We start from the raw sequence: 25,132 nt of genomic DNA on the forward strand, positions 1-25,132 counted from the left end.
GGGCAAAAGATTAAAAACGCAGAGGACGCCAGGAAATAAGAGTAAGTATTAATGTGTTCGCAAGGGCACTTCATTCAGCAAATAACAATGAACATCGCTGAGAGGAACGCCTTTGCGAACATTTTTAACAATACTTATTATTCTTTGCGAACATTGCGTTTAAGATGAGTCAGAATTTATGCAGTTTCTTTGTAAACTTCCGGCTTCCCGCTTATTCCAATCTTTCTTTCAATATTTTACTTTTGATTCTGCTGAGATGTACGGTGGTAATACCAAGATAGGAGGCAATATAATGTTGGGAAACTCTTTTGATAATCTCCGGTTTTTGTTTAATCAGATTTAAATATCGTTGCTGCGGTGTGTCTTTAATGAATGAAAAGAAATGCTTCATATAATCAAATATTCTTTCAAAAAGAGCATCCATAAAGAAATCTCTGAGCTCAGGATTTTCATAGACTTCTTCCAGGAAAGCGTCCACATCAGGTTTGCTTATTTTGTATAAGATACAGGATTCTATGGTCTCAAATGAAACCATGCTCGGCAACCCTTTTTTAAAGCTTTCAAGGGAAGAAAACATCGTGTTTTCAAGAAAAAACTGGAATGTAACGTCTTTCCCATCGTTATTATACCAGGCTCTAACAATACCCTTTTCAATATAATAGGCATTACAGGAAACCTCACCTTCTTTTAAAAGCAATGTTTTACCAGGAACTTCCATCCGTTCGAAGCTGCCTAGAAATTTTCTCCACTTTTCTTTAGGGAAAGGAAAATTTTCTTTGAGATGTTCAAACATTTCTATGATAAAAAAAGAACGGACAATGCATCCGTTCTTCATATATTTTTAAATTAAACTCTTGATTTTAGCAATGATATCATCACCTAACTGATCTGCTTCTTCCTGAGATTTAGCTTCAGTATAAATTCTGATGATCGGCTCCGTATTAGATTTTCTAAGATGAACCCAGTTATTTTCAAAGTCTATTTTGACACCATCTACGGTAGAAACTTCTTCATTCTGATACTCCTGCTCCATTTTGCTTAAGATAGCATCTACATCAATCTCCGGAGTCAGCTCTATTTTCTTTTTACCCATGAAATAGCTTGGATATCCTGCTCTTAGTTTGGAAACGGTTTTGTTTTCTTTGGCTAAATGGGTCAGGAATAGGGCTACCCCTACTAAAGAATCTCTTCCGAAGTGCAAATCAGGATAGATAATTCCTCCGTTTCCTTCTCCTCCGATCACCGCATTTTTCTCTTTCATCAAGGTAACTACATTTACTTCTCCTACAGCACTTGCAAAGTATTCTGAGTTGTGGGCATGTGCCACGTCTCTCAAAGCCCGGCTTGAAGAAAGATTGGAAACAGCTACTCCGTTTTTATGTTTCAATAAGTAATCTGCCACTGCTACCAGAGTGTATTCTTCCCCGAACATTTCTCCTTTTTCATCAATTAAAGCGAGTCTGTCAACATCCGGATCCACGACAATTCCTAAGTCTGCATTTTCTTTTTTCACCAATTCGCAGATATCACCCAAATGTTCTTTCAACGGTTCAGGATTGTGCGGGAAGTGTCCTGTAGGTTCACAGTATAATTTGATGGTTTCGCAACCCAGTTTATCTAAAAGCATAGGAATCGCAATTCCTCCTGTAGAATTGACAGCATCAAGGACTACCTTAAAATTCTTCGCTTTGATTGCTTCCACATCTACCATTGGTAAATTCAGGATCTGCTGGATATGGATATCAAAAGCATCATCTCTTGTTTCATATTTTCCAAGATCATCCACCTCTGCATAGTTAAAGTCTTCACTTTCCGCCAGAGCCAGAACCTCAGCACCGTTGTCACCACTGATGAACTCTCCTTTTTCGTTCAATAACTTAAGGGCGTTCCATTGTTTTGGGTTATGGGAAGCCGTAAGGATGATTCCTCCGTCGGCATTCAGCTCAGGAACCATTACTTCTACTGTTGGTGTTGTAGAAAGGCCAAGGTCTATTACATTAATTCCCAATCCCTGCAATGTTGCAGTGACTAAAGAAGAAACCATCTGACCGGAGATTCTGGCATCTCTTCCGATGATAAGGGTAAGATCTTTTTTGTTTTTATTATTCTGAAGCCATGTTCCGAATGCGGATGCAAATTTTACCACATCCAGCGGTGTCAGGTTATCATTTACTCTTCCTCCAATGGTTCCGCGAATTCCGGAAATAGATTTTATTAATGACATGATGTTTTTACTTTTATTTTGTTCTTTCTAAATTTTCCAGCGCAAAGATACTTAAAAGACCATTGAACTTATAGAACAGGGATCTTTTTTTGAATTTTATCGTAGGTATTTTTTACAACTTTCGGTGGCGCAAAGCGATACCCAATATATAACAGTCCATAAAGATTATTATTTTCTATCGTCTGGTTATTTTTCTGATCATAGGAATAGGCTTTAAAATTCATTCTGCCTCCGAATAAAAACCGGTCAGTATTATAGCCTATATGAAGGCCTCCCTGCATTCTTATGGTAGCATACTGTGCATTTTCTTTGGTTCCTCCATTCTGAATATCTCTATAGCTGGAAAATTTTCCTCCAATTCCAACAGCCAGATAAGGTGAAATATTGACCTTCTTTCCGATCACCCAATTATAGAAATACCCCATATTGCCTCCGATATTGTATTGTATCTCTTTACTTCTTACACCATCAATTTTATTTCTGAAGACCGTAAGGTCATAATCCACAAACGGAACCCAGCTTCCACTGCTTTTTTCCTGCCACTCTCCCTGAGTGTAGATACTTCTTGCTGAAAAATTTTTATTGAGCATATAAGATGTGGAACCTCCAAAGGTTTGCACCCGTAAATCCGGAAACTGAATATAGGGATCTCTTCCTTCCTGCCAGCCAGGGGACAGGTCTTTCATATTTTCTACATAAAAGCCCTTTACATTTTTATAATAAACATTCTGGATGAATCTCCCTGGAAAAAACCTGAAGCTGAAATCAGTATAAGAACTTTTCCCTTTCATTTCATCATCATTATTTCCCTCTAAAAACCTGGGTGCAAACGATATTGTTGCACTTATAATTCTATAATCAATTGAAACAGAAGTTTTCGTTTTGTTATTGATTGACAGGTCCATCTCGAAAGCATCTTTCCCCTCTCCTGCAGAAAAAACGTAGTTCTCAAGATTGGTATCAAGATTCACACGAATCATTACCTGGTCTGCATAAGACCTGATACCGGCCGTATCTGACTGTGCTTTTAGCAGAAAAGCAAATAAAGAAAATAATACTAGTAATCCTGTTTTTAAGTAATTCAAATTAATAATTTACATTAGAAAAATGAAATTACTACATTTTTTTCAATTATCGGATCATCCCAATATTAAGAACAGCCACAGTCTTTATCGCAGTTGGTTCTTTTGGAACTGAATTTCTTAGGGGCAAAGTTCTTTTTAAGCACTTTAAATAAAGAGTAACAGGCGAATGCTACAATAAACAGAACAAGTACGTATTGAATAATTAATGATGAGTCCATTACTTTAAAATCTGATATACTATCATCGACACAAAATATGCCAAACCGGTCATCATGACTACCTGAAATCCGGTCCATTTCCAGCTTTTGGTTTCTCTGTAGACTACTGCAAGTGTAGAAACACACTGCATTGCAAATGCATAGAAAAGAAGAACCGAAATTCCGGTGGCAAAACTGAAGACTTTTTCTCCGTTGGGCTTTACATCTCTTCTCATTTTATCAATCACTTTTACTTCCGGAGCATCGTCTTCCAGGCTGTACAATGTAGACATTGTTCCTACGAAAACTTCTCTTGCCACGAAACTTGTAAGGATTCCCACCCCCATTTTCCAGTCGTAGCCAAGCGGAGCGATAACAGGTTCTATTCCTTTACCCATTTTTGCAAGGTAAGAATGATCGAGGTGAACGTCAGTAGCGACAAACTCATTCGTTTTTTGGCTCGGTCCGAAATAGCTCAGGAACCAGATGATGATACTGACAATGAAAATTATTTTTCCGGCTCCGGTAATGAAGTCCCATACTTTTCCCAGGACCATTTTAAAGTCATATCCGAAAAGTGGTTTTTTATAGGCCGGAAGGTCCATCACCAGATACGTTTTTCCTTTACTTTTAATAAATCTTTTAAGAATAGCAGCTGAGAATAAAGCAACCAGAAAGCCAAGAAGGTACATTCCCATCAGAACCAGTGCTTTATATTTTATACCTAAAAATGTTCCTTCTGAAATAATCAGTCCAATGATAATGCTGTATACAGGAAGCCTCGCTGAACATGTCATAAATGGTGTTACCAGTATCGTCAGCAATCTTTCTTTTACATTCTCAATGTTTCTGGTAGAAATCACCGCCGGGATAGCGCAGGCAGTTCCTGATACAAGCGGAACAATACTTTTACCGTTAAGTCCGAACGGTCGAAGCAATCTGTCCATCAGAAATACCACTCTTGCCATATAGCCCGAGTCTTCCAACAGGTAAAGAAAATACAACAGAATTCCGATCTGCGGCGCAAAAACAACAATTCCGCCTATTCCCGGAATAATCCCGTTTGAGATCAAAGAATTAACCGGTCCTTCAGGAAGATGTTCCCCGGTAAATGCCGCCAGCCATGAGAAAGTACTTTCAATCCAGCTCATCGGATATTCTGCAAGGAAGAAAACACTTTGGAAAATAATCAGTAAAATAGCTAAAAAGACAACATACCCCCAGAATTTATGCACTAAAACCTTATCCAGCTTTTCGGTCAGTAATTCCTTGAACTGGGCTTTTTTAGAAATAACATCAGCCAGTATTCTGTCTACATTCTGATATCTTCTTACGGTTTCCTGAACCTGTAATCTCTTTGGAACCAGGCTTTTCGCATCAGGTTCGTTAAGCTGTTCCAGGACAGATCCTATTCTTCCCAGGTCTGTTCCTAATGAAAGGCTCATCCACGCTTTGTATTCGTTGTCGAAACCTTTATGAGCAGCCAATTTCTGAATAAAATCACGATGCTCGTTCGGTGTTTCAAAAGAAACTTTATCTGCTTTTACAAATTCATTGTTATAAACAGCTTTTCTTACTTCATCAATCCCAATCTGTTCTTTGGCATTGGTCTGAATAATTTTAATGCCCAATGCTTCAGAAAACTTCTGAATATCGATAGTAATTCCTCTTCTTTCTGCCTGGTCAATCTGATTGACAATCAAAATCATCGGAATTCCAAGGTCCTGAATCTGCTGAAACAGAAGCAGCCCTCTTTTTAAACTTAGTGCTTCAAGAATATAAACAACTCCTGCATAGTTTTTCTGCTCATCAAGCAGATATTTGGAAAAAATAGCTTCATCTTCTGAACTCGGATATACACTGTAGGAACCTGGAAGATCAATGACTTCAACCTCCTCATTATTATAAACATAGTTCCCCGAATGACTGGCAACGGTAACGCCGGCATAGTTTCCGGTCTTCTGCTTTTTGTTGCAAAGCGTATTGAAAACCGTTGACTTTCCTACATTAGGATTTCCGACTAAAAGTACCTGTTTTCTTTTGTTTTCCTGCATTAATTCAATTCTTCAACAATGATGTAATCGCCTTCTTCCTCACGAAGAGCAATCCTGCTTTTCTCTGTTCCAAATTCCACATACATAGGCCCGCTGAAGGGTGCCTGATACAAAACCCTGAAAACAGTCTCCGGAAGAAGCCCCATTTCAATGATTTTATTGGGCATTTTCAGATGGTCATTATCATATCCCAATATCTTCCCCATTTTGTTTTTAGGGAATCCACTTAATTTATGTAAACCTTTCTCGTTCAAAGCCTGATTTTTAGTCCTGCAAATATACGTTATTTAAATTTAATCTAAATAACGTTTTAACATAAAAGAAATCACCCCAAACACATTGCTGTATCTGGGGTGATTCGAAATATAATTTAGTTGATATGAAGTCTTATTTTTTCTTCTTGTCAGAAGGCTGATCTTTTTCTATTGGATTATCATTAGACCCAAAGAAATCTTTTACCTGTTTTTCCAGTCTTTTCATGAAATCACCTACAGTTCCGTCTGTTCCCGGCATTGGTCTGCTCATATTTTCCGGAGTCATATATGGACGGGATTCAGCAAATGGATCTGCTTTGTACCCTTCATAAGACTTCAGAAATTTTTCCTTAGAAGTAGGAGTTACCGTATTGCTCGTCATTCCCATCTTAGCATTGATCTTGTCTGCGTATGACAGTTCATCATAGTTTTCGATCTTCTTATTTCCGCTCAGCTGCCATGAATAGTTTTTATCCGCATCTTCAATTTTTACTATCAGTCCTGGAAGTCCTTTAAACTTATAAGGTCCATCCTGGAAAGGAATATCTGAACTGAACCATGCTGTCCATTTTCTGCCACCAAATTCTGTAGTCGCTTTTTGAGCATTATATTCTCCTATTTTTTGTTTATCCGGCAAAATACTCCATTGTAATTTAGGATCATCCTCGTATGAGAAAAGGTTTCTGCTGATTCTGTCTACATACTGAACCTTCATATCCGGATAAGTTTTAATGATTTTATAGGAAAACTTCGGCCATTTAATAAGCTTAGTCATGTCCTTAAAAGATTTGGTCTTCTCCATTTCTTCTATCTGTACTTTAATGATAGAATCCTGGGCTGGCATGGTATAATCCTGGTAGATTGATTTCTTTGGTGTGATATCAAGAATGGTTATTATTTTATCCAATTTTGCCGAATCTTTCTTCGGTTTAAAAGTCAGTTCATAGAAGAAACGGTTGGCTGTTTCCTTTGATTCCTGAGCTCCTGCAAAAGCAAAAAGAGCGATAAGAAATACGGACAATAACTTTTTCATTGTAAACAAGTTTATATAATTAGTAATCATATGTCTTCTTTTGTTACATTTTTTTTGAAATTTTATTTTTTACTAAAAATATTCTGTGTTTTCAAATCTCTGATGACTGAAAAATTATGATTCTCTTAAAACATTTTCATTTTCAAAACGCTTATCTTTAAGTTTCTAAAAAACAAAATATTATGGATACCTTATCTCAATTAAAATCCGAACTGGAGGGAGAGTTCCAAACCACAAAAAAATTTATTGAACTGTTCCCTGAAGGGAAAAACGATTATGCTCCCCATGAAAAAAGCATGAAAATGATGCCTCTTGCCACCCACCTGGTAGAAGTTTTTGAATGGCCTAACACTATTTTAAAAACGTCTGAACTGGATTTTGCCAAAGGAGACTATAAACCTACCGTTCTTTCTACAAAAGCTGATCTCATGAAAAAACTGGAGGAAGATTATCAGTCAGCAAAAACAGCCCTGGAAAGCAGCAACGAAGAAGATCTGAATCCAAGCTGGACCATTAAAAATGACGGCCATGAACTGGCAAGCTGGAGCAAATACGGGGCAATACGACATGCTTTGAACCAGATTACCCATCACAGGGCTCAACTGGGAGTGTATTACAGACTGAACAACATTCCTTTGCCGGGAAGCTATGGGCCTTCAGCAGACCAGCAAAGTTTTTAATTTTAATATTTAAGTATATCTCAACAAAAAACCAATCCGGATGGATTGGTTTTTATTTTATTTAAAGTTGAATTTTACAGTAAACATCACTTGGCTAGGGCGGAGTTGCATAGTTGTCTGGGCAATAGTTGCATCCCCAACATTTATTTTTTCAAATACTTTTCTGTCTGCAATATTCATCCATTTTAATTCAAAATCGACTTTTTTCTTAGACCAGCTGAATTGGTAAGAAACATCAAAAAAACCATTGTTCAATTTTGTTTGCCCTAATTTTGAATTGATCTGATCCCAGTAAAAACCAATAGTATGATTTTCCAAAGGATAGAAAAATACATTTAAATTATGGGTATACCCCTCAGTTTTACCAAGGTCAGCCTGGATGATGTCATTACTTTGCTTATTCCATGATTTGGTCATATTGAAATCAACGCTCATCCACGAGAAGTAGGTATTATTGAATTTAAATCCTAATGTATTACCATTAGTTTTAGTATCAATAAGATCTGTATTTCTTATTGATTGAGATTTTGAGATGCTATTATTATAGCTGAATGATGCATTCGTCTTAAATTTCGGAAAATATTTTCCAATTTCTGCATATAAACTGTTGTTTGTTCTTTTGTTTTCTTTTTCTATATATTCAATTTCACTAAATCCTGATTCGTTAACTATGCTTGAAGCCAAAAGGTTATTTTTTGTATCACTTAGCCTATAGCCTACATTAAAAAATAGATTATTCAGCGGATTTCTGTATTCCAATCGTAATCCTCCATTTTTTGTATTGGTTTCAGGTATTGGATTTTTAGGGTTCATTTTATTAAATCCACCTGGACTTATTAAAATATATCCGGCATAAGCTGTTTGAATATCTCCAAAATTGTTACTGATTCCTCCATTCACGCTGGCTTTGAAGAATGAAGCAAATGAATATTGTGCAAAAATATTAGGAGTAAATGTTACTTTGCTCAAAGATTTCGAAACATTTCTGAAAGCATCTTCAGCTTTGATATTATTAAAATTAACAGGGAAACTTGAAAATAAGCTCCATGATTCAGATTTATAATTAATTCCCACCGAAGCAGATGGATTGATTCTCGTAAATTTCAAATCATTTTCGTAGTTTAATGTTGCAAAGTCTGGTTTATCATTAACTGTGCTTCCATCGAAATTTGTTATCAGTTTATCTGTTGAAAAGTCGAGTCCTACTTGCGGTGTAAAAGTCCAACCCTTAGAAGAGAAACTTATATTTGCAGAATGCGAAGTATCTAAAGATTTAATTCTGAAATATTGCAAAGCTGTGCTTCCTGGCGTAAATTTAATCGTAGTTAAATCTGTACTATTTGTTTCTTTGTAAGGAAACTGCAAATAATCGGCTGGAGAAATTTCTAGGGTCTGCTTATCATTCTGATAGCTGATATAAGATTTAAAATTTACCATTTTTTCCTTCCATGGAATAATGGTACTCAGAGAGTTCTGGAAAGATGTTGTGGGTGATTCCAAAGCTTCATTTCCTATCCTGTAACCATTTTTATCATTTCTTTCTGCAAAAGCCCTATCTCCATTCCAAAACTGTGAAAATGTAGTCGTATTTTTAAAGAATCCCTTTTTAGCGTTTTTTGTAAAGATCAATTCTCCTTTTAGTTTATCCGTATAAAAATTATTCAGGAACCTTGTTGTGTATTGCGTTCCCTGCTGGATATCTCTGGTAATACTGTTTGATTCTCTTTCCACTGCGTTATTAGTGTAGTTTGCATTGGCCTTAAGCTCCCATTCTTTCTTTTTATCAATGTTGGTAAGGTAATTTGCAGAAAGGTAATGAACACTGTTCATTAAATATCTTTTTACCGGAAGGTTAGGGGTCTCTGCATTCTCTACATTCAACCAGTTATTTTGAGAAATATTACTTCTTCTTCCTTCCCATGAGCTCCCGAATGCCAGGATATTTCCTTCATTTTCCACCTGCTCACCCATGTTATTGGTTTTATAATTGACTACCCATTGGCTTTTCTGTCCGAAAAACATTGGGGTCAGCTTTACATTCCAGAGCCACGGGTCTCCAAATCCGGTTCCTACTTCTCCTCTTCCCGTCATGGTTACAGAGTTCTTTAGCTTGATATTGATAGCCGCCTGATCTGAAGGCACTTTATCCTGAAGGATTTTTACCGGCTGGTGATTTTCCAGAACTTCTACTTTCTGTACTGCATCTTTGGGAAGAGAGTTGTTGATAGTGCCATAACCACCTTCCATAAGGTCTTTTCCGTTGACATAGAATTTATTGATGGCATTCCCCTGGTAAAGGATCGTACCATCGTTGTTCACTTCAATCCCCGGAATTTTTTTCATTACATCCGCAAGAGTTCTGTCATTTTTACTGTTGAATGCTTTAAGATCATAAGAAATGGTATCTCCTCTTGCTGTGATCATTTTCGTTTTCAGCTGTACTTCTTTGATTTCTGTAGCTTCCGACTGCATTTTGAAATTCAGGGTCTGATCACTGTTACTGATCTGTTTTGTAAGAGGTTTCTGATTAAATGCTTTCACCTTAAGATCCACATTGGATTCTGCAGAAGTAAATGTTACCTTGTACTCTCCCTTGGCATTGGTAATAGCATAAGCCAGAATGGCATCTTTCCCCGGCTCTTCTATCGTAACGCTGGCACTTGGTATTGCTACCCCATCATCATCCGTGATCTTTCCTGAGATCGTTTTCTGGGCGAAAGTAAGCACCGTAAAGAAAAGCATCAGAAATAAGGAAATATTTTTTTTCATACTTATTATTTGCTCAATTAGTTAATGGATATTGTTTTTTGTTACACTTTTTATAAAGATGAATTTTATAGATAAAAGTTAAACCTTTATCACTACAAACATAGTTATATTTTTTTACAATTTTCAGCTTTTAAAGTAACATCCTTATTTAAAATCAATTATGGACAAGTTATAAAATTGACTCAACTGATTATTTTTTCTTAAAAACTGTATTTGGCATATCAATTCCTCAAAAATGGGTGTCTTTCTATTTTTTTAAAATCTGTAACAAAATCTATAGGCATTTTGTCTTATTGAGTAACAAAGGAACATGTTTAACGGTAATAGAAATTTTAATATTTTTATCTGTTCCAGATAGTAAAATCTGATTTGAATCATAGATTAAAAAAAAATTAAACACTGGTACATCAATATATATTTAATAATTTTGTAACATAAAATTTATAAAATGGGAATTATTTTAAAGCCTATAGATGTTGTAGATGACATTTCGAAAGAAGATTTCTACGAAAAATATCTGAAGCCAAGAAGGCCCGTTGTCATCAAAAATATGGCAAAAAAATGGCCTGCTTATCAAAAATGGACGATGGAATATATGAAGGAGGTTGTAGGAGATGTAGAGGTCCCGCTATATGACAGCTCAAAGGCAGACCCTTCTGCTCCCATCAATGCATCTGCAGCAAAAATGAAGTTTGGAGATTATATAGATCTTATACAAAGAGAGCCTACTGATCTCAGAATCTTTCTTTTCGACCCTATAAAATATGCTCCGAAACTTCTTGAAGATTATATTTCTCCTAAAGAGTTAATGGGAGGCTTTCTTGATAAATATCCAAACATGTTCTTTGGAGGTAAAGGATCAGTAACGTTCCTTCACTTCGATATTGATATGGCTCATATTTTCCATACTCACTTCAACGGAAGAAAGCATATTCTTCTTTTTGACTATAAATGGAAAGAAAGGCTTTACCAGATTCCGTATGCAACCTATGCACTGGAAGATTATGATATTGAAAATCCTGATTTTACCAAATTCCCGGCACTGGATGGTGTAGAAGGAATTGAATGTTATCTTGAGCATGGAGATACTTTATTCATGCCTACCGGATGGTGGCACTGGATGAAATATCTGGACGGAAGTTTCTCTATTTCTTTGAGAGCATGGGACAAATCATGGGCAGTAAAGGCACATTCTCTGTGGAACCTTACGGTACAGCGTAAATTCGACGACATTATGAAGTCCAATTTTAAAAATAAATATATGGACTGGAAAGAAAAAATGGCAATTAAAAGAGCTGAGCTAGCCTTAAAAAAAGGCTTACCAAGATAATAAAAAGACGTTTCAAATGAAACGTCTTTTTAATTTAAAAACCGTAATATCAGTTACTTATAACAATCTGTAAACAGGATACTGTCTAAAGGTCTTTTCTTCAAAATAGGGTGAATGCCTGTAAATCCAGTCCAGTTGTGCAGTTCCATCTTCAGACAGTTTTTTATCAGACGCCTTAGCGGCTTCGAAAGCCTCTTTCAGTTTTTTATCCTTTTTCAGAAGTTCTGCAGCTGTATCTTCGAAAATATAAGCGGAATAGTATTCTTTCTGAGCCAGAATCCCGTCAAAGAAATTCCAGTTGAAGAAGGAGTCTAGTGCTTCAGGTTCAAGCGTTTCTATGATATATTTTACCCCAGGCTGATTGGTAGAAACCAGAAAATCACCTGCTGAAAATGCCATGTTTTTGCGGAAAGTATCCACAGTAGTCTCAAAATGCAGATAATGCCCTTCATAAGGATTTTTAACGGTCTTGAAATCTTTGATTTTATAGGATTCAACGGACAAAGTACTATCTTTCTGAATCGGTTTCAACTGAATATTATTTCTTTTAAATTCTTCAATCACACGGTACTGTGACTGCGGAATCACATAATATTTCGGAATGGTTATATAGCCCGTCGGAACAGCTGTTGTAAAGAGCTTTATATTTTTTGTAAAAGGTTTGTCTCTGTCATAATACAGTCTTGGTTTCCCGGAAATTTCACTTGGTTTATATTTCCCTTCGTAGCCTTTAAAATCCATCGTAGAAAACTTTGTAGAATCAATTTTCCAGCGGATTCCGTATTGTTTTCCGGCCTGGTACTGTTTTAAATTTTCAATGCGAAGCTGTTTTATTTTCTGATAGTCCTTATCTAAATTCTGCAGATTCACCAGCATATATTTGTAAGTAGCATCCACCCTTTTGTCGTAAGGCTTCAGCATATGGGTTTCGGGAACGGTTCCTAAAGAATTGAAAAGGGAGGCATATCCTGTGGAATATCTCGGAGAATCTTCAAATGACGCAAATCCTACTTCGGGAACATCACCATGAATATTTACATAAGGAGTACTTTCATAGCCCAGTTTTTTCATATCCTCAAGATTTTTAGCCTGATAATCATTATAAAAATAATTTCCAAGAGTGTTTCCAAGACGTTCTTTAAAGGTAGAAATATAAGTAAAAGTATACTGATAGTCTGCTCCGTTACTGACATGATTATCAATAAAAACATCCGGTTTCAGCCATTGGTAGATTTCCTGAAAGCTTCTGGCATTTTTGGAATCTGCTTTAATGAAGTCCCTGTTCAGATCATAATTCCTTGCATTTCCTCTGAAACCATACTGCTCCGGCCCATTCTGATTGGCTCTGGAGTAAGAACCTCTGTTAAGCATTCCACTGATATTGTAAGCGGAAATAGCCGCAACAATAAAGTTCTGCGGAGTTTTGATCCTCTTAGTGGCAAGATCTCTCATCAGCATCATGGTAGCATCTATTCCATCCGGCTCCCCAGGGTGAATTCCATTGTTCACAAAGAGAATGGCTTTGGTTTTTCTTAATTTTTCAAGGTCTTTTTCAGCAAAAGGATTATAAACGACAACATAAACTGGTTTTCCATTATCATCTTCCCCCTTTTTAAGATACTGAATGGTATTAAAATTCTTAGCCAGATCCTGGTAATAACTATTCATTTCATCATAGGTAACGGTCTGGTTGCCATTTCCTTTTTCAAAAGGGGTCTGAAATGATTTCTGTGCAAAAAATAAGGTAGAGCTTAGCGTGAATAAAAGATATTTCAGTTTCATTGAAGTCATATTTTCAGACTTTAAAAGTAGTTATCTTTTGTGAGAAATAGGAATGTGTTGACAGGCAAAATTGCGAAAAAGTGAAAATGCAAAATTACTTTAAAATAGAAACCTAACAGATTTTGAAAACCTGTTAGGTTTGTTCTTGATAGTATTAATTTCTACCCTTTTCTTTAGGATATAAGGAGGGAAGCGGATCACTTTGCCAGAATTCTTTAGTATTAATATCCATGATGGATAAGGCTCCGGTATAAGCTGCTCCGGTATCCATATTCCAGACGTTAGCTTTGTTGGCCGGAACTGTAATTCCGATATCAAGAGTCGGCGTATGCCCGATGAATATTTCTGTGTACAAAAGCAATCTTTTGGGATATAATGCTGAATTTTTCAACAGCTTTTTATCCATTGCCACGGCAGTTTCCCACAGGGTTCTATCCCAACGGTAATTGCTGGAATAGACTTCTTTTTCCGGTCCGTGCATCGAAGAATATCCGGCATGAATAAACAGTCGATTCTGATCATCAATATGGTAATTTTTCATCCTTTGAAAGAATTTGAGATGACTATCTAAATCTTCAAGTGAATAATCTGCATAACTTTCTACGGTGCTTTTCCCTCCATTGAAAAGCCACACATCAGGTTTTTGTCCCACTTCAAGCCAGTCTTCGCACCATGCATCATGATTTCCTTTAATGAAAATACATTCCTGCTGCTGGGACAGCTCTGTTAAAAACTGTATGATTTTGGAAGATTCGCTCCATCCGTCTACATAATCTCCGAGGAAGATCAGTTGATCATCAGGTGTTACTGTTGCTCTTTCGAGAACCTGCTGTAAAGCTTTAAATCCCCCATGAATGTCACCTATTACTAATGTTCGGCTCATTTTACTTAGAAATATATTTTACATCAACAAAATCCGTAAGCCATACTCCATTTGCAGACTGGTAGAAAGACAATCCTTCCTGATACATTGTTCCGGTTCTGATGGTAAGAATCACAGGTTTGCCGTGTCTCATCCCCACCTTTGCAGCCGTCTCTTTATCAGCACTTAAGTGTACATGCTGACGAGTTCTTTTTTCAATTCCTTTTTCTAAAATAGAAGAAATATTGGCTTCTGCTGTTCCATGGTACAGAAATTCCGGAGGCTGTCTGGCTTCCAAAGCCAGGTCAATATCAATAGAGTGTCCCTGACTTGCTCTGATCATGGTTTTATCTTCATTAAAAGCGAAACGCTTTTTATTATTGGTATCTACTACCTCATCCAGTTCTTCGGGAGTAAAATGTATCCTTCTTTTCGCAGATTTTTCTCTCAGCTCTTCAACATCTGCCCAGCCGTTTTCATCCAGTGTAAGTCCTATACTTTCCGGCTGATGCCGTAAGATCAGGCTTAAAAATTTACTTATTTTTTTCTTTTCTATTTCGTTCATGGTTGGTGTTTTAATTTTTCAATAAGATTTCTTACATTAAAATAGTCCTCACTTAACTGATTATAAATAAGTCTTTCATCGTTTGATATTTTTGCCAAAAGTCTTTTCTGTTCATAATAATTGCGTTCAAAATCTTCATCGTCAGAATCTTTTTTATCTTCCATTTCTAAATATAATCTGATATCCTCTTCATCAAGATTATATGAAAGCAATTGCTCTTTTATATAGTTATTCCAAAAAGAATTCTCTTCATATTGCTCCTTTTTCAGTTCCGTAATTTTATTTTTACTTTCATCTGTTATCAGACAGCAATTCAGTTTTCTCCATAATAAGTCTTCAATACTACCTTCTCCAAATTCTCCTCTATTTACCATATAATGTGGATTATAATTATTGAGATATTGTAGAAAATTTTCATTTTTATTGGGATAAATGAATACGTTCCTAAGATACATTCCTAGGCCGAAAAGACTATCCATATCATCAAACTTTGAAGCTAGTGATTTATTCTTGATTTCATTGATTTGACCTTCATTCAGTTCTTCATTGATTAAAAAATCAACGGCTTCTTCAACTGTATTTATTCTTGATCGCTTTTCATCATAATATTGAATTGAAATTTCTTCTTCAGTTGATTCTGTTATATCATTTTCATCAAAATTTTGTTCAAAATAATCATAAGCAATAATTTTTCTGTTATTGGTATGCAGATAGGTCTTTAATCTGAATTCGAAGAACCTTTTTTCTTTCTCCAATATTCTTATGCTATTCTGGCTAAGTTCAATGTTTTTTCCGCCAATTTCAATTATCTTAATTTTATCTTTAATCAAACCATTAATCCTATCTAATTTATTACTATTATCAATAATTAATTTCCCTTCATTAAGCGTAGTAAGATTCAATATTTTTTTTTCTTCTGTTTCAAACTTTACAATAAATTGCAACTGTTCTTCACTTGTTTCCGACATTTTCCTAGTATAAAAATACAATGGGAAATGAGACGGAAATTTTTTAAAATTATTCGTTGCAATTTCAAACAGTTCCTGTTCTGAAATAAATTTATAAAGGGTTATCAATGTGATATAATTTTTTAGCCAATTTTTTGCACAATTCTTCGATATCATCCTTTCTCACCAGCTCAGAAACCCATTCCTGAGGAATATTTTCATATCCGTAATAAATTCCGGCTATTCCTCCGGTGATTGCTCCGGTAGTATCTGTATCTTCTCCCAGGTTGACTGCTTTTAAAACCGCTTCAGCATAGCTTTCCGAGTTTAAAAAACACCATAAAGAGGCTTCCAGGCTGTGAAGGACATAACCGCCGCTACTGATTTCATCTTCAGCATATCCGGAAATATCATTTTTTAAAACCCTGTTGAAAAGTTCAATTTCTTTTGGATTAAAACCCTGTTCTTCAGCATATTTCAAAGTGATATTCTGTGTTTGCCCATATGCTTCTTTTTTATTCTTCCCTTTCAACAGTTGAATAGCAAAAATCACATAGATGAAACAGGCAAAAACAGAACGGAAATGCCCGTGAGTTATTGCGGAAACCTCTTTTACCGTCAGATAAAACTTCTGAATATCATCTTCTTTTTCGAGATAAAAAGCAAGGGGAAGGATTCTCATCAAAGAACCATTTCCGTTATCTTCTTCAAAAATATTTCCTGAAAATCGGGCACTCTCACCTTTGATTAATCTCGCCAGAGAATGTCTTGTCGTTCCACCAATGTCAAAAAGCCTTCCATGAGCAGTCCAGTGACCGTATTTATTCCATTTTACAAAACTCTGCCCGATTTTTTCCAGATCATATCTTTTGGAAAGTTCATCCGCAAGGCAAAGCGTAAGAGAGCTGTCATCACTCCAGGTTCCTTTGGGCTGGTTCCAGGACATGTATTCCAGCATTTTTGTTACCGGAAAACGTTTTAAATCTTCTCTACTTTTAAATTCCACCGGAACCCCAAGAGCGTCTCCTATACAAACACCCATAATTCCTGCTTTCACTTTATTTTCCATCAGGCAAGGTTGACCAGTTTATCAAACAACAGTTTCATTCCCTGTGTTGCGGTTTCTTTCATTACAACAGCTCTCTGTCCGTAACCAAATCCTGTTTCATTAGGGTTGATCACAATTAAAAGACAGTCGTCTTTGATATCATGAATCAGCCCGGCTGCCGGATATACCTGCAGAGAAGTTCCTATTACCAGTAAAATATCCGATTCTTTTACGATTTCTCTTGCCGTCTGATATAAAGGAACATCTTCTCCGAACCAAACGATAAAAGGTCTTAACTGCGCTCCATCTTCTGCTTTGTCGCCGATATTGATATCCCCTTTTTGCTCATAAATCAGACTTTTATTGTTGCACGAACAAGATTTGAACAGCTCTCCATGGATATGAAGAATGTTGGTGGATCCTGCTCTTTCGTGAAGGTCATCAATATTCTGGGTAATAATCTGAACATCAAAATGTTTTTCCAGTTCTGCCAATAATTGATGCGCTTCGTTGGGCTGTACTTCGTGAAGCTGGCGTCTTCTCTGGTTGTAAAACTCCAGGACCAACGCTCTGTCTTTTCTCCATCCTTCCGGACTGGCTACATCCGTTACATTATGATTTTCCCAAAGACCGTCTCCGTCTCTGAAGGTTTTTATTCCGCTTTCGGCACTGATTCCGGCACCGCTTAATATGGTTAGCTTTTTCATAGGTTTTTAATTTTTTCTTTTACATTCTGAAAAACAATAATGATCAAAATGATTATAAAAACAGGAATTAATATTATCCATACAAGAATATCCCATATCTTTATTTTTTCTTTTATTCTAAATTTTTCTTCCGTTTTATAGTTAATAAAATCTACAAAATTTTCTTTATTCGTAAGCTCTTTATCATATCCCAGCCAGTCAAAATTTGTGATAAAGTCTCCAAAAATATACAGATCAGGAGATTTAGGATCAGATAAATTAAAAAAATAAAAGGTTTCAAAATCCTGTCCAACCAGAGGTTCATATTCGATATTATATTGGAAACAAAAAAGACTTTCCGCACTCAATATATCTCTTTCTTTCAAAGCGTCTTTTAATTGTTTTTGATATTTTTTCAACTTTACAATATCACATTCTACGGGAAAAATATTTGATCTCTTTCCTGCATGTTGAAGATAGTAAATATAGTTTTCAGGAAACTGCAGATTCAACTCTTTCTGAAGAAAAGCAATCTCTTCATTTGCCAATCCCATATTAGGATCTTCCGGATGATCTACAAATCTGAAATTATATTTATTCACAGTTTTAAAAGATCTTTATAAATCATTTCATTTTCATCATCAAAGCAAACAAAAATAACTTTCTCAATAATATCTGACTTAAATTTTCTGACCTCATCTACAGCAATTTTTCCTGCGAGATCTTTTGGAAATCTATAGACTCCTGTACTGATATTAGGAAAAGCAACGGTTTTCACACCAAGACTTTCTGCTAAATTCAAAGAATTACGATAACAGTCTGCCAGAAGCTTAGATTCTTTTTCTTCATTTCCATTCCAAACCGGGCCTACTGTATGAATAACATATTTGGCAGGAAGATTTCCCGCACCGGTTACTACAGCTTCACCAGTATTGCATTTGCCCTGTCTGTTCCTTATTTCTCTACATTCTTCCAAAATCTGAGGGCCTCCCGCTCTGTGAATAGCACCGTCTACTCCGCCACCGCCGAGTAAGGATGAGTTGGCAGCATTGACAATTGCATCGGTTTGTATCTGTGTAATGTCACCTTTTATTAATTCTATTTTCATTGTATCTCTTCAAAAGGTTTCAGCATTTCTTCTTTCCTGGTAAGCACTGCAAAAACCACTCTTTTAAATTTATTCTTATATTTCCCCTGAAAATGTTTTTTAAACAATCCTGCAATTTCTTTTGGATCATTCTTAAATACTCCACAGCCCCATGCTCCTAAAATTAAGACCTCATTTCCTTTATGCAACGCAAGAGAAAGCATTTTATCCATCCTCACATCCATTGCACTAAGAATTTCATGTGCCCTTTCCGGTTCCTGGCGTTTTACCACCCCTGCATTGACTGCCGGAGACGTGATGAAATTACACAGAACAGGCTTAGGAAGCAGCTCTCCCTTATCTTTCCTGAAAACAGGAACTTTAGGACTGTAAATCATTGTATCCGTATAAAAACAGGATTCCATTGCCCGGTGAATTGTATAATAATCCCATACCTGAAGTAAGCTTTCATATAAACCAGAAGTTCTTGCCAGACTTTCTTCCTGTGCTTCCGCTCCGTTGATAAATCCACCTCCAGGATTTTTTGCCGAAGCGAAGTTCAGACACATGAGTTTTTCCTGGTTTTCTTCTTCAGCCAATTCTAAAATTGCTTTTAAAGAACTGCAGTTTCTTGTTTCAAACTGTGTTTCGAAAGTATTTTCTGGCATTGAGGATTCTGCCATTTCTGAAAGCTGTTCCTGAGTGAAAAGAACCGTTTCTTTTTTACTGATTTCCAGCTCGTTTTCTATATTTATTTTCTCGTTATGTTCGTTGATATAATATTTTTTAGCAAGGATATCTAAAGTATCTTTTGCCATTCCTTTATTGGTCATAGTTAGTTTTTTTATGTTCAACATCAGCTCTTCCAATCCAGTATTTCCGGCTTTCTTAAAATCATCTCCTATAAATACTTTGGTTACCTTGATATCTCCTACAATCGCCTCATTAAAGCTTTTCAGCTCTTCAGAAGGGACCCATAATTCATTGTGGTCCCTGGCTCCAACATTCTGTGCAGGATATTGATTTGCCACTTCTTCCAATACGTCAAACTGAGTTACAAAACCAAGATAGTTTCCTGCTTCGTCTCTGGTATTCCATTTTTCAGCAATCTCAGAAGCATATTCTTCGTTAAGAACCGGATAAAAAATGGGCTGCCAATCTAATCTGGGAGGAAATTCTTTAAATCCGCTTTCTAAGATTAGAATCATTTCTTTTTCTCCTACTGGTCTATATAATGTTGTTGTTTTCATGATGTTTTCTTTTTTTACACTGAAGCTCCAATTCTGTGAGCCAGTTCTTCTGACAGAGGATAGTTTTTTTCTACAGGCAGCAGTTTCTTTGCCTTGTCAAATTCTCCCGATTTGGTAAGATTCAGGATTTTCTTAACCAAAGGAGTATAATCCTCTATTTTTACAATCCATTCTTCATTGAATTCCTCAATCATCGACCGGCTAATCCCGACCTGAATGGAACGGTAATTCAGTTTTGTCCCTTTAATATTCCTTTCAGGATCCCACTGCACATAAATCTCAGCATTTTCAAAATCTTTTTCCCAATTTCGGGGATCGGGATAGACTCTTTTTTCTGGTGAAGTAAGAATCGCTTTGCCCAAAGCCTTTTCCCAGGCTTCTCTTTTAATATGTATTGCCAGAGTACATTCCTGATTGGATTTCTGTCCATAGTTGCTCCGTTCCATCATCCAGAGAAAAGAAGGCTTTATCCAGGTCATCCTGTTGAACGAAAACGGAGCAGTAAATTTCTGATGCTCCACAGCTGATTGTGCAATGGCTTTATTATAAGCCTGGTAAACGATGAGAGTATCATTTTTATAGTCTGCTCTTATTTCAAATTCTTTCATTGCTTGTTAATTTATTCAAAGTCATATACATACACCTCCACATTCTTTGCAAGCAGTGCTCTTTCAATAACAGGTTCTATCTCCTCCCATTTCCCTCCTGCCAGTCCACATCCGATTCTCGGCATATGCACCGAAGCTTTTTGTTGGATAGCTTCATGCGCGAGCTTTAATAAACACTCTTCTACAGCATCATATCTGATAGGTGGAACTTCTGAATGAGTGATAATTTTATGCTGAGCAATCATATTGCATACCCAGATATCATCCTCTGTCTGAACGATCTGGATTTCTCCAAGATTAAAATTTTTATTGTTTCTAAACCACTCTCTGTATTCTTTTTCCGGTTGTTTCCATCTTCTGGAAATGGCAGTGACAAATCCCTTTCCCCAGCCTCCTATATCATTGCAGATATGAGCAATTATTATATTTCCTTCGGCATTGGGACGGGTAGCATCTCCTTTTATATATTGTATTATTTTCATGGTTATTATTTCTCAATCATTAATCATTCTCTATCCTATCATTCGATATAAAACTAATGCTTTTTTATCTTATTCCTGATTCCCTTTTGAAATTAAAAAATCTTTTTAAAATCTTTTGAATACGGAGAATAGGATCCGTAAACAGCATTAAATTCAACACTCAAGTTTTCTAATTTAAATTGCTCATCAATCTGATCCAGACAGGTAACAACTAAATTCTTTTTAGTCGGAAATACATATGCTCCATCCAGCTTTAAGGCATAATTAAGCAGTTTGTAATCTATTTCCCCGGTTCTGAATTCTTTCTGATACTCATTAAATGTACAGGTTTCTTCTTCATTGTGTCTCAGGTTCATTTCTTTTTCATTGCTCATCCAGCCGTTTCCGTGTCGGGTTGCATAGGTTCTGGTGACATAATACATTTCAATGTCTTCAATTTTTAAAAGCTTACAGATTTCGTAGGCATTTTTTGAAGTGGTATGAGCATAGGTCACATTGGGAAAAACACCGTGATCCATATCGAGTAAAATACCCTGGCTTCCTTCAAAAATAAGGTGATTGAATGAAGCCAACCAGGTATAATCATTTATTCTCCAATCAATACTATCAATAGCTTCTAAAAAAGGCTGTAAAAGTTCACTAATTTCGTTTTCATCTGTAAAGCCATAATAATAGGCTATTCCTTTCAGCTTTTCCATCAGCATTTCTCCGGGTGAAATCAGGTCTATAGCAAACAGTTTATAGGGACTTTCATTTCTTTTCATGGTGGCTCCTACTCCTTTTCCGCAGGTTCCGTGTTCGAGGTTTCTTGCATTCGTTCTGTTCTGCCATACATCAAAAGGAGTCGTAACTTTCGCCAGTGGATGAATATGGACCTCAATATTTCCATTCTTTGCTTTTAATTCTTCTCTTTCATTGAGCAGAAAAACCGGATGGATGGTACAATGCTCCGTGAAATAAGAAGGCAGACCACGAAGTGCACCACTCGCAAAACTGGAATGCACATGTTTTCTATCATCAATCATCACGGTATGTGCTGCCTGCTGGCCTCCGGAAAACCTGATCACAATGGTCTCCGGATTCTGAGAAGCCAGGAAATCTGTAGTAATTCCTTTTCCTTCATCACCAAAACCAAGTCCTATTACTATTTGTGCCTTTTTCATGACTTTTATTTTTTTTAATCTTTTGTCTCTGTCATTCCTATTTGCTCATGACATTGACAGATTTTTAAAGCATTTGAAACTGATCTAACCCTCCTGTTCCCGTTGTTCCGAAACTTTGATTTTTAAACTTATCACAGATAATGTTTTTAATAACATTCGGAATTTCTCTGTGATCTGTTATAGATACACAATTTTGTCCTAATAATTCTTTCCAGCCCCTGTCCGCTCTCAATGCCTGATCGGAATGCAAAACACTGATGTGGTATACTTCATATTTTTTCTTTGCCTCTTCCAACAGCTCAGAATGGGTGTAGGTTTGCTGCCCTTTTCCCATAATTTCCCTGATAGCAGATGCGGAAAGTGTTTTTAAACAAGGTTCATCACCTACAGTAAACAGTAATCCTTTCTGACCTCTTTTTTCAAAAGCATCTGTTCTCGTATGAAATGCAGCAAAATACCATGCTAACAGATAGCTTTCACCAGCATTTCCGCCACCGCCTGACTCAATATAAGTGCGCGTAAGCCACATATCCAGTTCTGCATCTCCGGATTCAAACTGCCCTACCTGAAGTGGGTAGCCATCACATTCATGATCCCCGATTCCAAGGAACAATAAGGCCGGATCGGGAACGCCTCCCTGAATAATTCCGCCCATCAGCTTAGGCAATCCATCTCTGATCAGTTCATGAGGAATATGCCCCATACTTCCGGTAACATCCAGCCCTAAAATAATCGGAACCGAGTTAGGGTGAACTTCTGAGTCTCTGGATTCCCTGAAAGAAATTCCGTGAGGATTCATGGATTCATGAGCCATTCTTTTGGCATTCTGGGTAAAAATCTCACCCGCGGATTTGGTTCCGTAACCTGCTTTTCTTGCTCTGTCATAACGAGCGTCTAAATCGTATCTTGTACTTCCCATGACTACAGTGTTTTTCCAAATAAATATTCAAATCTCTTTTGGGTAACTTCAAGCTGAATATTCAGATTTCTGATTGTTAATGATAATTCCATGTCTTTCTGAACGAATGCTTCGGGATTGAAATCCGCAAAAGTCAGACTGTTTCTGTCTAAAGGACTGATATCAATAAGCCCTTCCTGTTCACGCTCGAGTCTTTTAATTTTTAATTCGATATCTTCAACTCTCCGTCTGTAAATCAATTCGGAATCTGCTCCGATGATTCTTGCCCGGTCTTCTCTGATTTGATCATTATTTCTTTGTAATGATTCGATAAATCTGGGTTTTAATTCATCTTCCATAATTAATATCCTTTTGTGTTATTATTACGCAAAAAAGAGAAAGCATAGTTTTATATTTTTATTTTTCCTAAATCAAAGCATGCTTTAATGTTCTGCAGAGTTCCGCTTTTCCTTCTCTCATCAGAATTGAAATCAATGCCTAAGAAATGAGTGCACATTGTCATGGCATATTGATCTCTTTCTTTATCCGTCTGAAATCCTCCAATTGTTTTCCAATTTCCAGCCTGAAAATTGAATCTATTTACGAAATATCTAGGTTTCTCTCCTATATGAAGTATGGTAACATTAGAGGTCTTATCTTTTAAAAATTCCATCATTAAGGTATCTGTACCATTAAAATCTCCGATAAGAAATTCGCACTTTGACCAATCAAATTGTTTGATAGGTTCTATATAAAACTGATGGAAATTATCCCACGATATATTTCCGTTCCCAAAAACATATATCTTTTTCATGGTCTTTTTCTTAAATACATTACATCTGTTCTCAACACATATTTCTGCCCGCTGATCAAAGTCTTTCCTTCATGTCTCAGGGGATGATAAAAAATAAGAGCGGTTCCTTTCTTTGGAGCTACAGTAAATAAGTTCTCAAATTCTGTTTCTCCACCTTCAAAATCATCATTCAGATAAATCATAAAGGTGTAAAAGCTTTTTTCATTTTCATTCCGTATGTAACTTCCATCTCTGTGCATTTTAAACTGCTGTCCGGACGCATATTTATAAATCCTGAGCATTTCATTAAAGTTAAGAATCTGATATCCATCCTGTTTCTGAGGCAGAAACTCTACAGCCTTGTTAAAAAGCTCTTCAGCAATTGTTGTATTAAAGATCATCAATCGGTCATTATTTCTGATTCCTTTATTCATCTGCTGGCGTCCGAATACATTGATCTTGGCCTCTTCAAAAACTTTCTCCTGCGAAAGACTGATATAATGATCACATTCTGCTTCGGTCAGAAAATCTTCAATCAGAAATATCTGTGGGTGCAGTTCTATTTTTTCCATAATTCCTATTTTGTGCCTGATTGTGTTTTTACCTTCTTAATTCATCCCTTACTTCCATCAAAGCAAATCCTAACAGGTTTTCTCCGTTCCATAGTAATGGATTTTCTGCTCTGCTATCCGTTTCCAGCATTCCGATACCCCAGATTCTGTCATAAGGACTTGCCTCTACCAGAACTTTATCTCCAGTTGATAAAAGAAAGTCTTTAAATTTCTGATTTTGCGAGAATTTTAAAAGATTTCCCTGGGTTACAATTTCATATTTATGTTCATCCCAGCGTTTCGGGTCAAAGTTTTTTACTTTCCTGCCTAAGGCTTTTGCCTGATTAGGAGTATTTGCCTTTAAAATTTCCTCTTCTGTTTCAGGGTCATTAAATAATCTGGCCTTCCCTGCCATCATATAATGTTCTGCAGTCTTATAGATGATCCCGTTTTCTTCAAATTTTCCGGGAAACCATTGGCTGAAGCATGATTTGGTCACAATATCCTTTGCCGTGTGCCCCCAGAAAAAGAGATATTTTATCTTTTCCTTTTTTTGAAAGCGTTCTGTAATATTTTGTATGGTGTATTTCATGATTGCGTTATTTTGACACAAATTTAAAATAATATCAGTCTTTGCACCAAATTTATTTGTGTTAATTTTACGCTAATAAATATAATAAATTGATTTTCAGGGATAAAAATTTAATTCCAATCAACACGAATAACACAAATTTTGATCACAAATGACACAAATTTGATTCGTTTAGGCTGAAGCCAATGGAAT

General features: G+C 36.4%; 26 protein-coding genes. 2 read left to right on the top strand and 24 right to left on the bottom strand.

What is annotated here, in order from left to right:
- Window positions 1-211 precede the first annotated feature (211 nt).
- The 6 genes from AC3FI7_RS16030 to AC3FI7_RS16055 form a co-directional block, all read right to left on the bottom strand.
- Window positions 212-835, bottom strand: a complete 624-nt coding sequence (locus AC3FI7_RS16030; RefSeq protein ID WP_491460494.1) for a Crp/Fnr family transcriptional regulator — start codon at window positions 833-835, stop codon at window positions 212-214.
- A gap of 6 nt (window positions 836-841) precedes the next feature.
- Complete coding sequence (gene glmM / locus AC3FI7_RS16035) at window positions 842-2,224, bottom strand: phosphoglucosamine mutase (protein ID WP_142723618.1); 1,383 nt, start codon at window positions 2,222-2,224, stop codon at window positions 842-844.
- A gap of 68 nt (window positions 2,225-2,292) precedes the next feature.
- Window positions 2,293-3,309 carry a DUF4421 family protein gene (locus tag AC3FI7_RS16040; RefSeq protein ID WP_491460495.1) on the bottom strand — a complete coding sequence of 339 codons (1,017 nt, stop codon included), beginning with the start codon at window positions 3,307-3,309 and terminating at the stop codon, window positions 2,293-2,295.
- Between the two features lie 217 nt (window positions 3,310-3,526).
- Window positions 3,527-5,560: a ferrous iron transport protein B gene (gene feoB, locus AC3FI7_RS16045; RefSeq protein ID WP_142723616.1), complete on the bottom strand. Its 2,034-nt coding sequence runs from the start codon at window positions 5,558-5,560 to the stop codon at window positions 3,527-3,529.
- A complete protein-coding gene (locus AC3FI7_RS16050) occupies window positions 5,560-5,766 on the bottom strand; it encodes a FeoA family protein (RefSeq protein WP_491462099.1) in 207 nt (68 codons plus the stop codon). Before AC3FI7_RS16050 ends, feoB begins: the two co-directional genes overlap by 1 nt.
- Window positions 5,767-5,947: 181 nt before the next feature.
- Window positions 5,948-6,847: a GLPGLI family protein gene (locus AC3FI7_RS16055; protein WP_291900557.1), complete on the bottom strand. Its 900-nt coding sequence runs from the start codon at window positions 6,845-6,847 to the stop codon at window positions 5,948-5,950.
- Window positions 6,848-7,029: 182 nt separating this feature from the next.
- Between AC3FI7_RS16055 and AC3FI7_RS16060 the strand changes: the two genes are divergently transcribed.
- Window positions 7,030-7,527: a DinB family protein gene (locus AC3FI7_RS16060; RefSeq protein ID WP_142723613.1), complete on the top strand. Its 498-nt coding sequence runs from the start codon at window positions 7,030-7,032 to the stop codon at window positions 7,525-7,527.
- A gap of 57 nt (window positions 7,528-7,584) precedes the next feature.
- Here the strand turns inward: AC3FI7_RS16060 and AC3FI7_RS16065 are convergent, their stop codons facing one another.
- The gene (locus AC3FI7_RS16065) at window positions 7,585-10,296 is read right to left on the bottom strand and encodes a carboxypeptidase regulatory-like domain-containing protein (RefSeq protein ID WP_142723612.1); all 2,712 of its coding nucleotides are present in this window, start codon (window positions 10,294-10,296) and stop codon (window positions 7,585-7,587) included.
- Between the two features lie 448 nt (window positions 10,297-10,744).
- Here AC3FI7_RS16065 and AC3FI7_RS16070 point away from each other — a divergent pair, with 448 nt between their 5' ends.
- Window positions 10,745-11,626 (top strand): cupin-like domain-containing protein, encoded by an 882-nt coding sequence (locus AC3FI7_RS16070; RefSeq protein ID WP_343660616.1) that lies wholly within the window; start codon window positions 10,745-10,747, stop codon window positions 11,624-11,626.
- A gap of 57 nt (window positions 11,627-11,683) precedes the next feature.
- Here the strand turns inward: AC3FI7_RS16070 and AC3FI7_RS16075 are convergent, their stop codons facing one another.
- The 17 genes from AC3FI7_RS16075 to ybiA form a co-directional block, all read right to left on the bottom strand.
- A complete protein-coding gene (locus tag AC3FI7_RS16075) occupies window positions 11,684-13,408 on the bottom strand; it encodes a M14 family metallopeptidase (RefSeq protein WP_343660615.1) in 1,725 nt (574 codons plus the stop codon).
- Between the two features lie 154 nt (window positions 13,409-13,562).
- On the bottom strand, window positions 13,563-14,291 hold the full coding sequence (locus AC3FI7_RS16080; RefSeq protein ID WP_343660614.1) for a metallophosphoesterase family protein: 729 nt from the start codon (window positions 14,289-14,291) through the stop codon (window positions 13,563-13,565).
- 1 nt (window position 14,292) lies between these two features.
- The gene (locus AC3FI7_RS16085; protein ID WP_343660612.1) at window positions 14,293-14,835 is read right to left on the bottom strand and encodes an RNA 2'-phosphotransferase; all 543 of its coding nucleotides are present in this window, start codon (window positions 14,833-14,835) and stop codon (window positions 14,293-14,295) included.
- Complete coding sequence (locus AC3FI7_RS16090; protein WP_491460496.1) at window positions 14,832-15,803, bottom strand: hypothetical protein; 972 nt, start codon at window positions 15,801-15,803, stop codon at window positions 14,832-14,834. The genes AC3FI7_RS16085 and AC3FI7_RS16090 overlap by 4 nt, the downstream gene beginning before the upstream one ends.
- Before the next feature lie 91 nt (window positions 15,804-15,894).
- Complete coding sequence (locus tag AC3FI7_RS16095) at window positions 15,895-16,851, bottom strand: ADP-ribosylglycohydrolase family protein (RefSeq protein WP_491460497.1); 957 nt, start codon at window positions 16,849-16,851, stop codon at window positions 15,895-15,897.
- The gene (locus tag AC3FI7_RS16100) at window positions 16,851-17,537 is read right to left on the bottom strand and encodes an SIR2 family NAD-dependent protein deacylase (protein ID WP_142723604.1); all 687 of its coding nucleotides are present in this window, start codon (window positions 17,535-17,537) and stop codon (window positions 16,851-16,853) included. The genes AC3FI7_RS16095 and AC3FI7_RS16100 overlap by 1 nt, the downstream gene beginning before the upstream one ends.
- A complete protein-coding gene (locus AC3FI7_RS16105) occupies window positions 17,534-18,118 on the bottom strand; it encodes a hypothetical protein (RefSeq protein WP_343660607.1) in 585 nt (194 codons plus the stop codon). The genes AC3FI7_RS16100 and AC3FI7_RS16105 overlap by 4 nt, the downstream gene beginning before the upstream one ends.
- Window positions 18,115-18,624, bottom strand: a complete 510-nt coding sequence (locus AC3FI7_RS16110) for an O-acetyl-ADP-ribose deacetylase (protein WP_343660606.1) — start codon at window positions 18,622-18,624, stop codon at window positions 18,115-18,117. Before AC3FI7_RS16110 ends, AC3FI7_RS16105 begins: the two co-directional genes overlap by 4 nt.
- Window positions 18,621-19,853 carry a TIGR02452 family protein gene (locus tag AC3FI7_RS16115; RefSeq protein ID WP_491460498.1) on the bottom strand — a complete coding sequence of 411 codons (1,233 nt, stop codon included), beginning with the start codon at window positions 19,851-19,853 and terminating at the stop codon, window positions 18,621-18,623. The genes AC3FI7_RS16110 and AC3FI7_RS16115 overlap by 4 nt, the downstream gene beginning before the upstream one ends.
- 14 nt (window positions 19,854-19,867) lie before the next feature.
- Window positions 19,868-20,461 carry a DUF4291 domain-containing protein gene (locus tag AC3FI7_RS16120; RefSeq protein ID WP_491460499.1) on the bottom strand — a complete coding sequence of 198 codons (594 nt, stop codon included), beginning with the start codon at window positions 20,459-20,461 and terminating at the stop codon, window positions 19,868-19,870.
- 11 nt (window positions 20,462-20,472) lie between these two features.
- Window positions 20,473-20,943, bottom strand: a complete 471-nt coding sequence (locus AC3FI7_RS16125) for a macro domain-containing protein (RefSeq protein WP_491460500.1) — start codon at window positions 20,941-20,943, stop codon at window positions 20,473-20,475.
- A 92-nt stretch (window positions 20,944-21,035) separates the two neighbouring features.
- A complete protein-coding gene (locus AC3FI7_RS16130) occupies window positions 21,036-22,106 on the bottom strand; it encodes an adenylosuccinate synthetase (protein ID WP_491460501.1) in 1,071 nt (356 codons plus the stop codon).
- A 64-nt stretch (window positions 22,107-22,170) separates the two neighbouring features.
- Window positions 22,171-23,025 (bottom strand): hypothetical protein, encoded by an 855-nt coding sequence (locus tag AC3FI7_RS16135; RefSeq protein WP_491460502.1) that lies wholly within the window; start codon window positions 23,023-23,025, stop codon window positions 22,171-22,173.
- 2 nt (window positions 23,026-23,027) lie between these two features.
- Window positions 23,028-23,363: a hypothetical protein gene (locus tag AC3FI7_RS16140; protein WP_034693999.1), complete on the bottom strand. Its 336-nt coding sequence runs from the start codon at window positions 23,361-23,363 to the stop codon at window positions 23,028-23,030.
- A gap of 50 nt (window positions 23,364-23,413) precedes the next feature.
- Window positions 23,414-23,818, bottom strand: a complete 405-nt coding sequence (locus tag AC3FI7_RS16145; protein ID WP_491460503.1) for a hypothetical protein — start codon at window positions 23,816-23,818, stop codon at window positions 23,414-23,416.
- On the bottom strand, window positions 23,815-24,369 hold the full coding sequence (locus tag AC3FI7_RS16150) for a 2OG-Fe(II) oxygenase (protein WP_491460504.1): 555 nt from the start codon (window positions 24,367-24,369) through the stop codon (window positions 23,815-23,817). Before AC3FI7_RS16150 ends, AC3FI7_RS16145 begins: the two co-directional genes overlap by 4 nt.
- Before the next feature lie 28 nt (window positions 24,370-24,397).
- Window positions 24,398-24,940 carry a riboflavin biosynthesis intermediates N-glycosidase gene (gene ybiA, locus AC3FI7_RS16155; RefSeq protein ID WP_343660596.1) on the bottom strand — a complete coding sequence of 181 codons (543 nt, stop codon included), beginning with the start codon at window positions 24,938-24,940 and terminating at the stop codon, window positions 24,398-24,400.
- Between the last annotated feature and the right edge of the window lie 192 nt (window positions 24,941-25,132).

The organism is Chryseobacterium sp. TQ-BC-N36 (assembly GCF_058382295.1).

Bases quoted from the DNA above. Each gene is read 5' to 3' on its own strand.
- ybiA (WP_343660596.1), bottom strand. From the start codon at position 24,940: ATGAAATACACCATACAAAATATTACAGAACGCTTTCAAAAAAAGGAA.
- AC3FI7_RS16130 (WP_491460501.1), bottom strand. From the start codon at position 22,106: ATGAAAAAGGCACAAATAGTAATAGGACTTGGTTTTGGTGATGAAGGA.
- AC3FI7_RS16060 (WP_142723613.1), top strand. From the start codon at position 7,030: ATGGATACCTTATCTCAATTAAAATCCGAACTGGAGGGAGAGTTCCAA.
- AC3FI7_RS16150 (WP_491460504.1), bottom strand. From the start codon at position 24,369: ATGGAAAAAATAGAACTGCACCCACAGATATTTCTGATTGAAGATTTT.
- AC3FI7_RS16085 (WP_343660612.1), bottom strand. From the start codon at position 14,835: ATGAACGAAATAGAAAAGAAAAAAATAAGTAAATTTTTAAGCCTGATC.
- AC3FI7_RS16140 (WP_034693999.1), bottom strand. From the start codon at position 23,363: ATGGAAGATGAATTAAAACCCAGATTTATCGAATCATTACAAAGAAAT.
- AC3FI7_RS16090 (WP_491460496.1), bottom strand. From the start codon at position 15,803: ATGTCGGAAACAAGTGAAGAACAGTTGCAATTTATTGTAAAGTTTGAA.
- AC3FI7_RS16070 (WP_343660616.1), top strand. From the start codon at position 10,745: ATGGGAATTATTTTAAAGCCTATAGATGTTGTAGATGACATTTCGAAA.
- AC3FI7_RS16110 (WP_343660606.1), bottom strand. From the start codon at position 18,624: ATGAAAATAGAATTAATAAAAGGTGACATTACACAGATACAAACCGAT.
- AC3FI7_RS16125 (WP_491460500.1), bottom strand. From the start codon at position 20,943: ATGAAAATAATACAATATATAAAAGGAGATGCTACCCGTCCCAATGCC.
- AC3FI7_RS16145 (WP_491460503.1), bottom strand. From the start codon at position 23,818: ATGAAAAAGATATATGTTTTTGGGAACGGAAATATATCGTGGGATAAT.
- AC3FI7_RS16065 (WP_142723612.1), bottom strand. From the start codon at position 10,296: ATGAAAAAAAATATTTCCTTATTTCTGATGCTTTTCTTTACGGTGCTT.
- feoB (WP_142723616.1), bottom strand. From the start codon at position 5,560: ATGCAGGAAAACAAAAGAAAACAGGTACTTTTAGTCGGAAATCCTAAT.
- glmM (WP_142723618.1), bottom strand. From the start codon at position 2,224: ATGTCATTAATAAAATCTATTTCCGGAATTCGCGGAACCATTGGAGGA.
- AC3FI7_RS16080 (WP_343660614.1), bottom strand. From the start codon at position 14,291: ATGAGCCGAACATTAGTAATAGGTGACATTCATGGGGGATTTAAAGCT.
- AC3FI7_RS16135 (WP_491460502.1), bottom strand. From the start codon at position 23,025: ATGGGAAGTACAAGATACGATTTAGACGCTCGTTATGACAGAGCAAGA.
- AC3FI7_RS16095 (WP_491460497.1), bottom strand. From the start codon at position 16,851: ATGGAAAATAAAGTGAAAGCAGGAATTATGGGTGTTTGTATAGGAGAC.
- AC3FI7_RS16055 (WP_291900557.1), bottom strand. From the start codon at position 6,847: ATGAAAAAGTTATTGTCCGTATTTCTTATCGCTCTTTTTGCTTTTGCA.
- AC3FI7_RS16075 (WP_343660615.1), bottom strand. From the start codon at position 13,408: ATGAAACTGAAATATCTTTTATTCACGCTAAGCTCTACCTTATTTTTT.
- AC3FI7_RS16115 (WP_491460498.1), bottom strand. From the start codon at position 19,853: ATGAAAACAACAACATTATATAGACCAGTAGGAGAAAAAGAAATGATT.
- AC3FI7_RS16100 (WP_142723604.1), bottom strand. From the start codon at position 17,537: ATGAAAAAGCTAACCATATTAAGCGGTGCCGGAATCAGTGCCGAAAGC.
- AC3FI7_RS16050 (WP_491462099.1), bottom strand. From the start codon at position 5,766: ATGGGGAAGATATTGGGATATGATAATGACCATCTGAAAATGCCCAAT.
- AC3FI7_RS16030 (WP_491460494.1), bottom strand. From the start codon at position 835: ATGAAGAACGGATGCATTGTCCGTTCTTTTTTTATCATAGAAATGTTT.
- AC3FI7_RS16120 (WP_491460499.1), bottom strand. From the start codon at position 20,461: ATGAAAGAATTTGAAATAAGAGCAGACTATAAAAATGATACTCTCATC.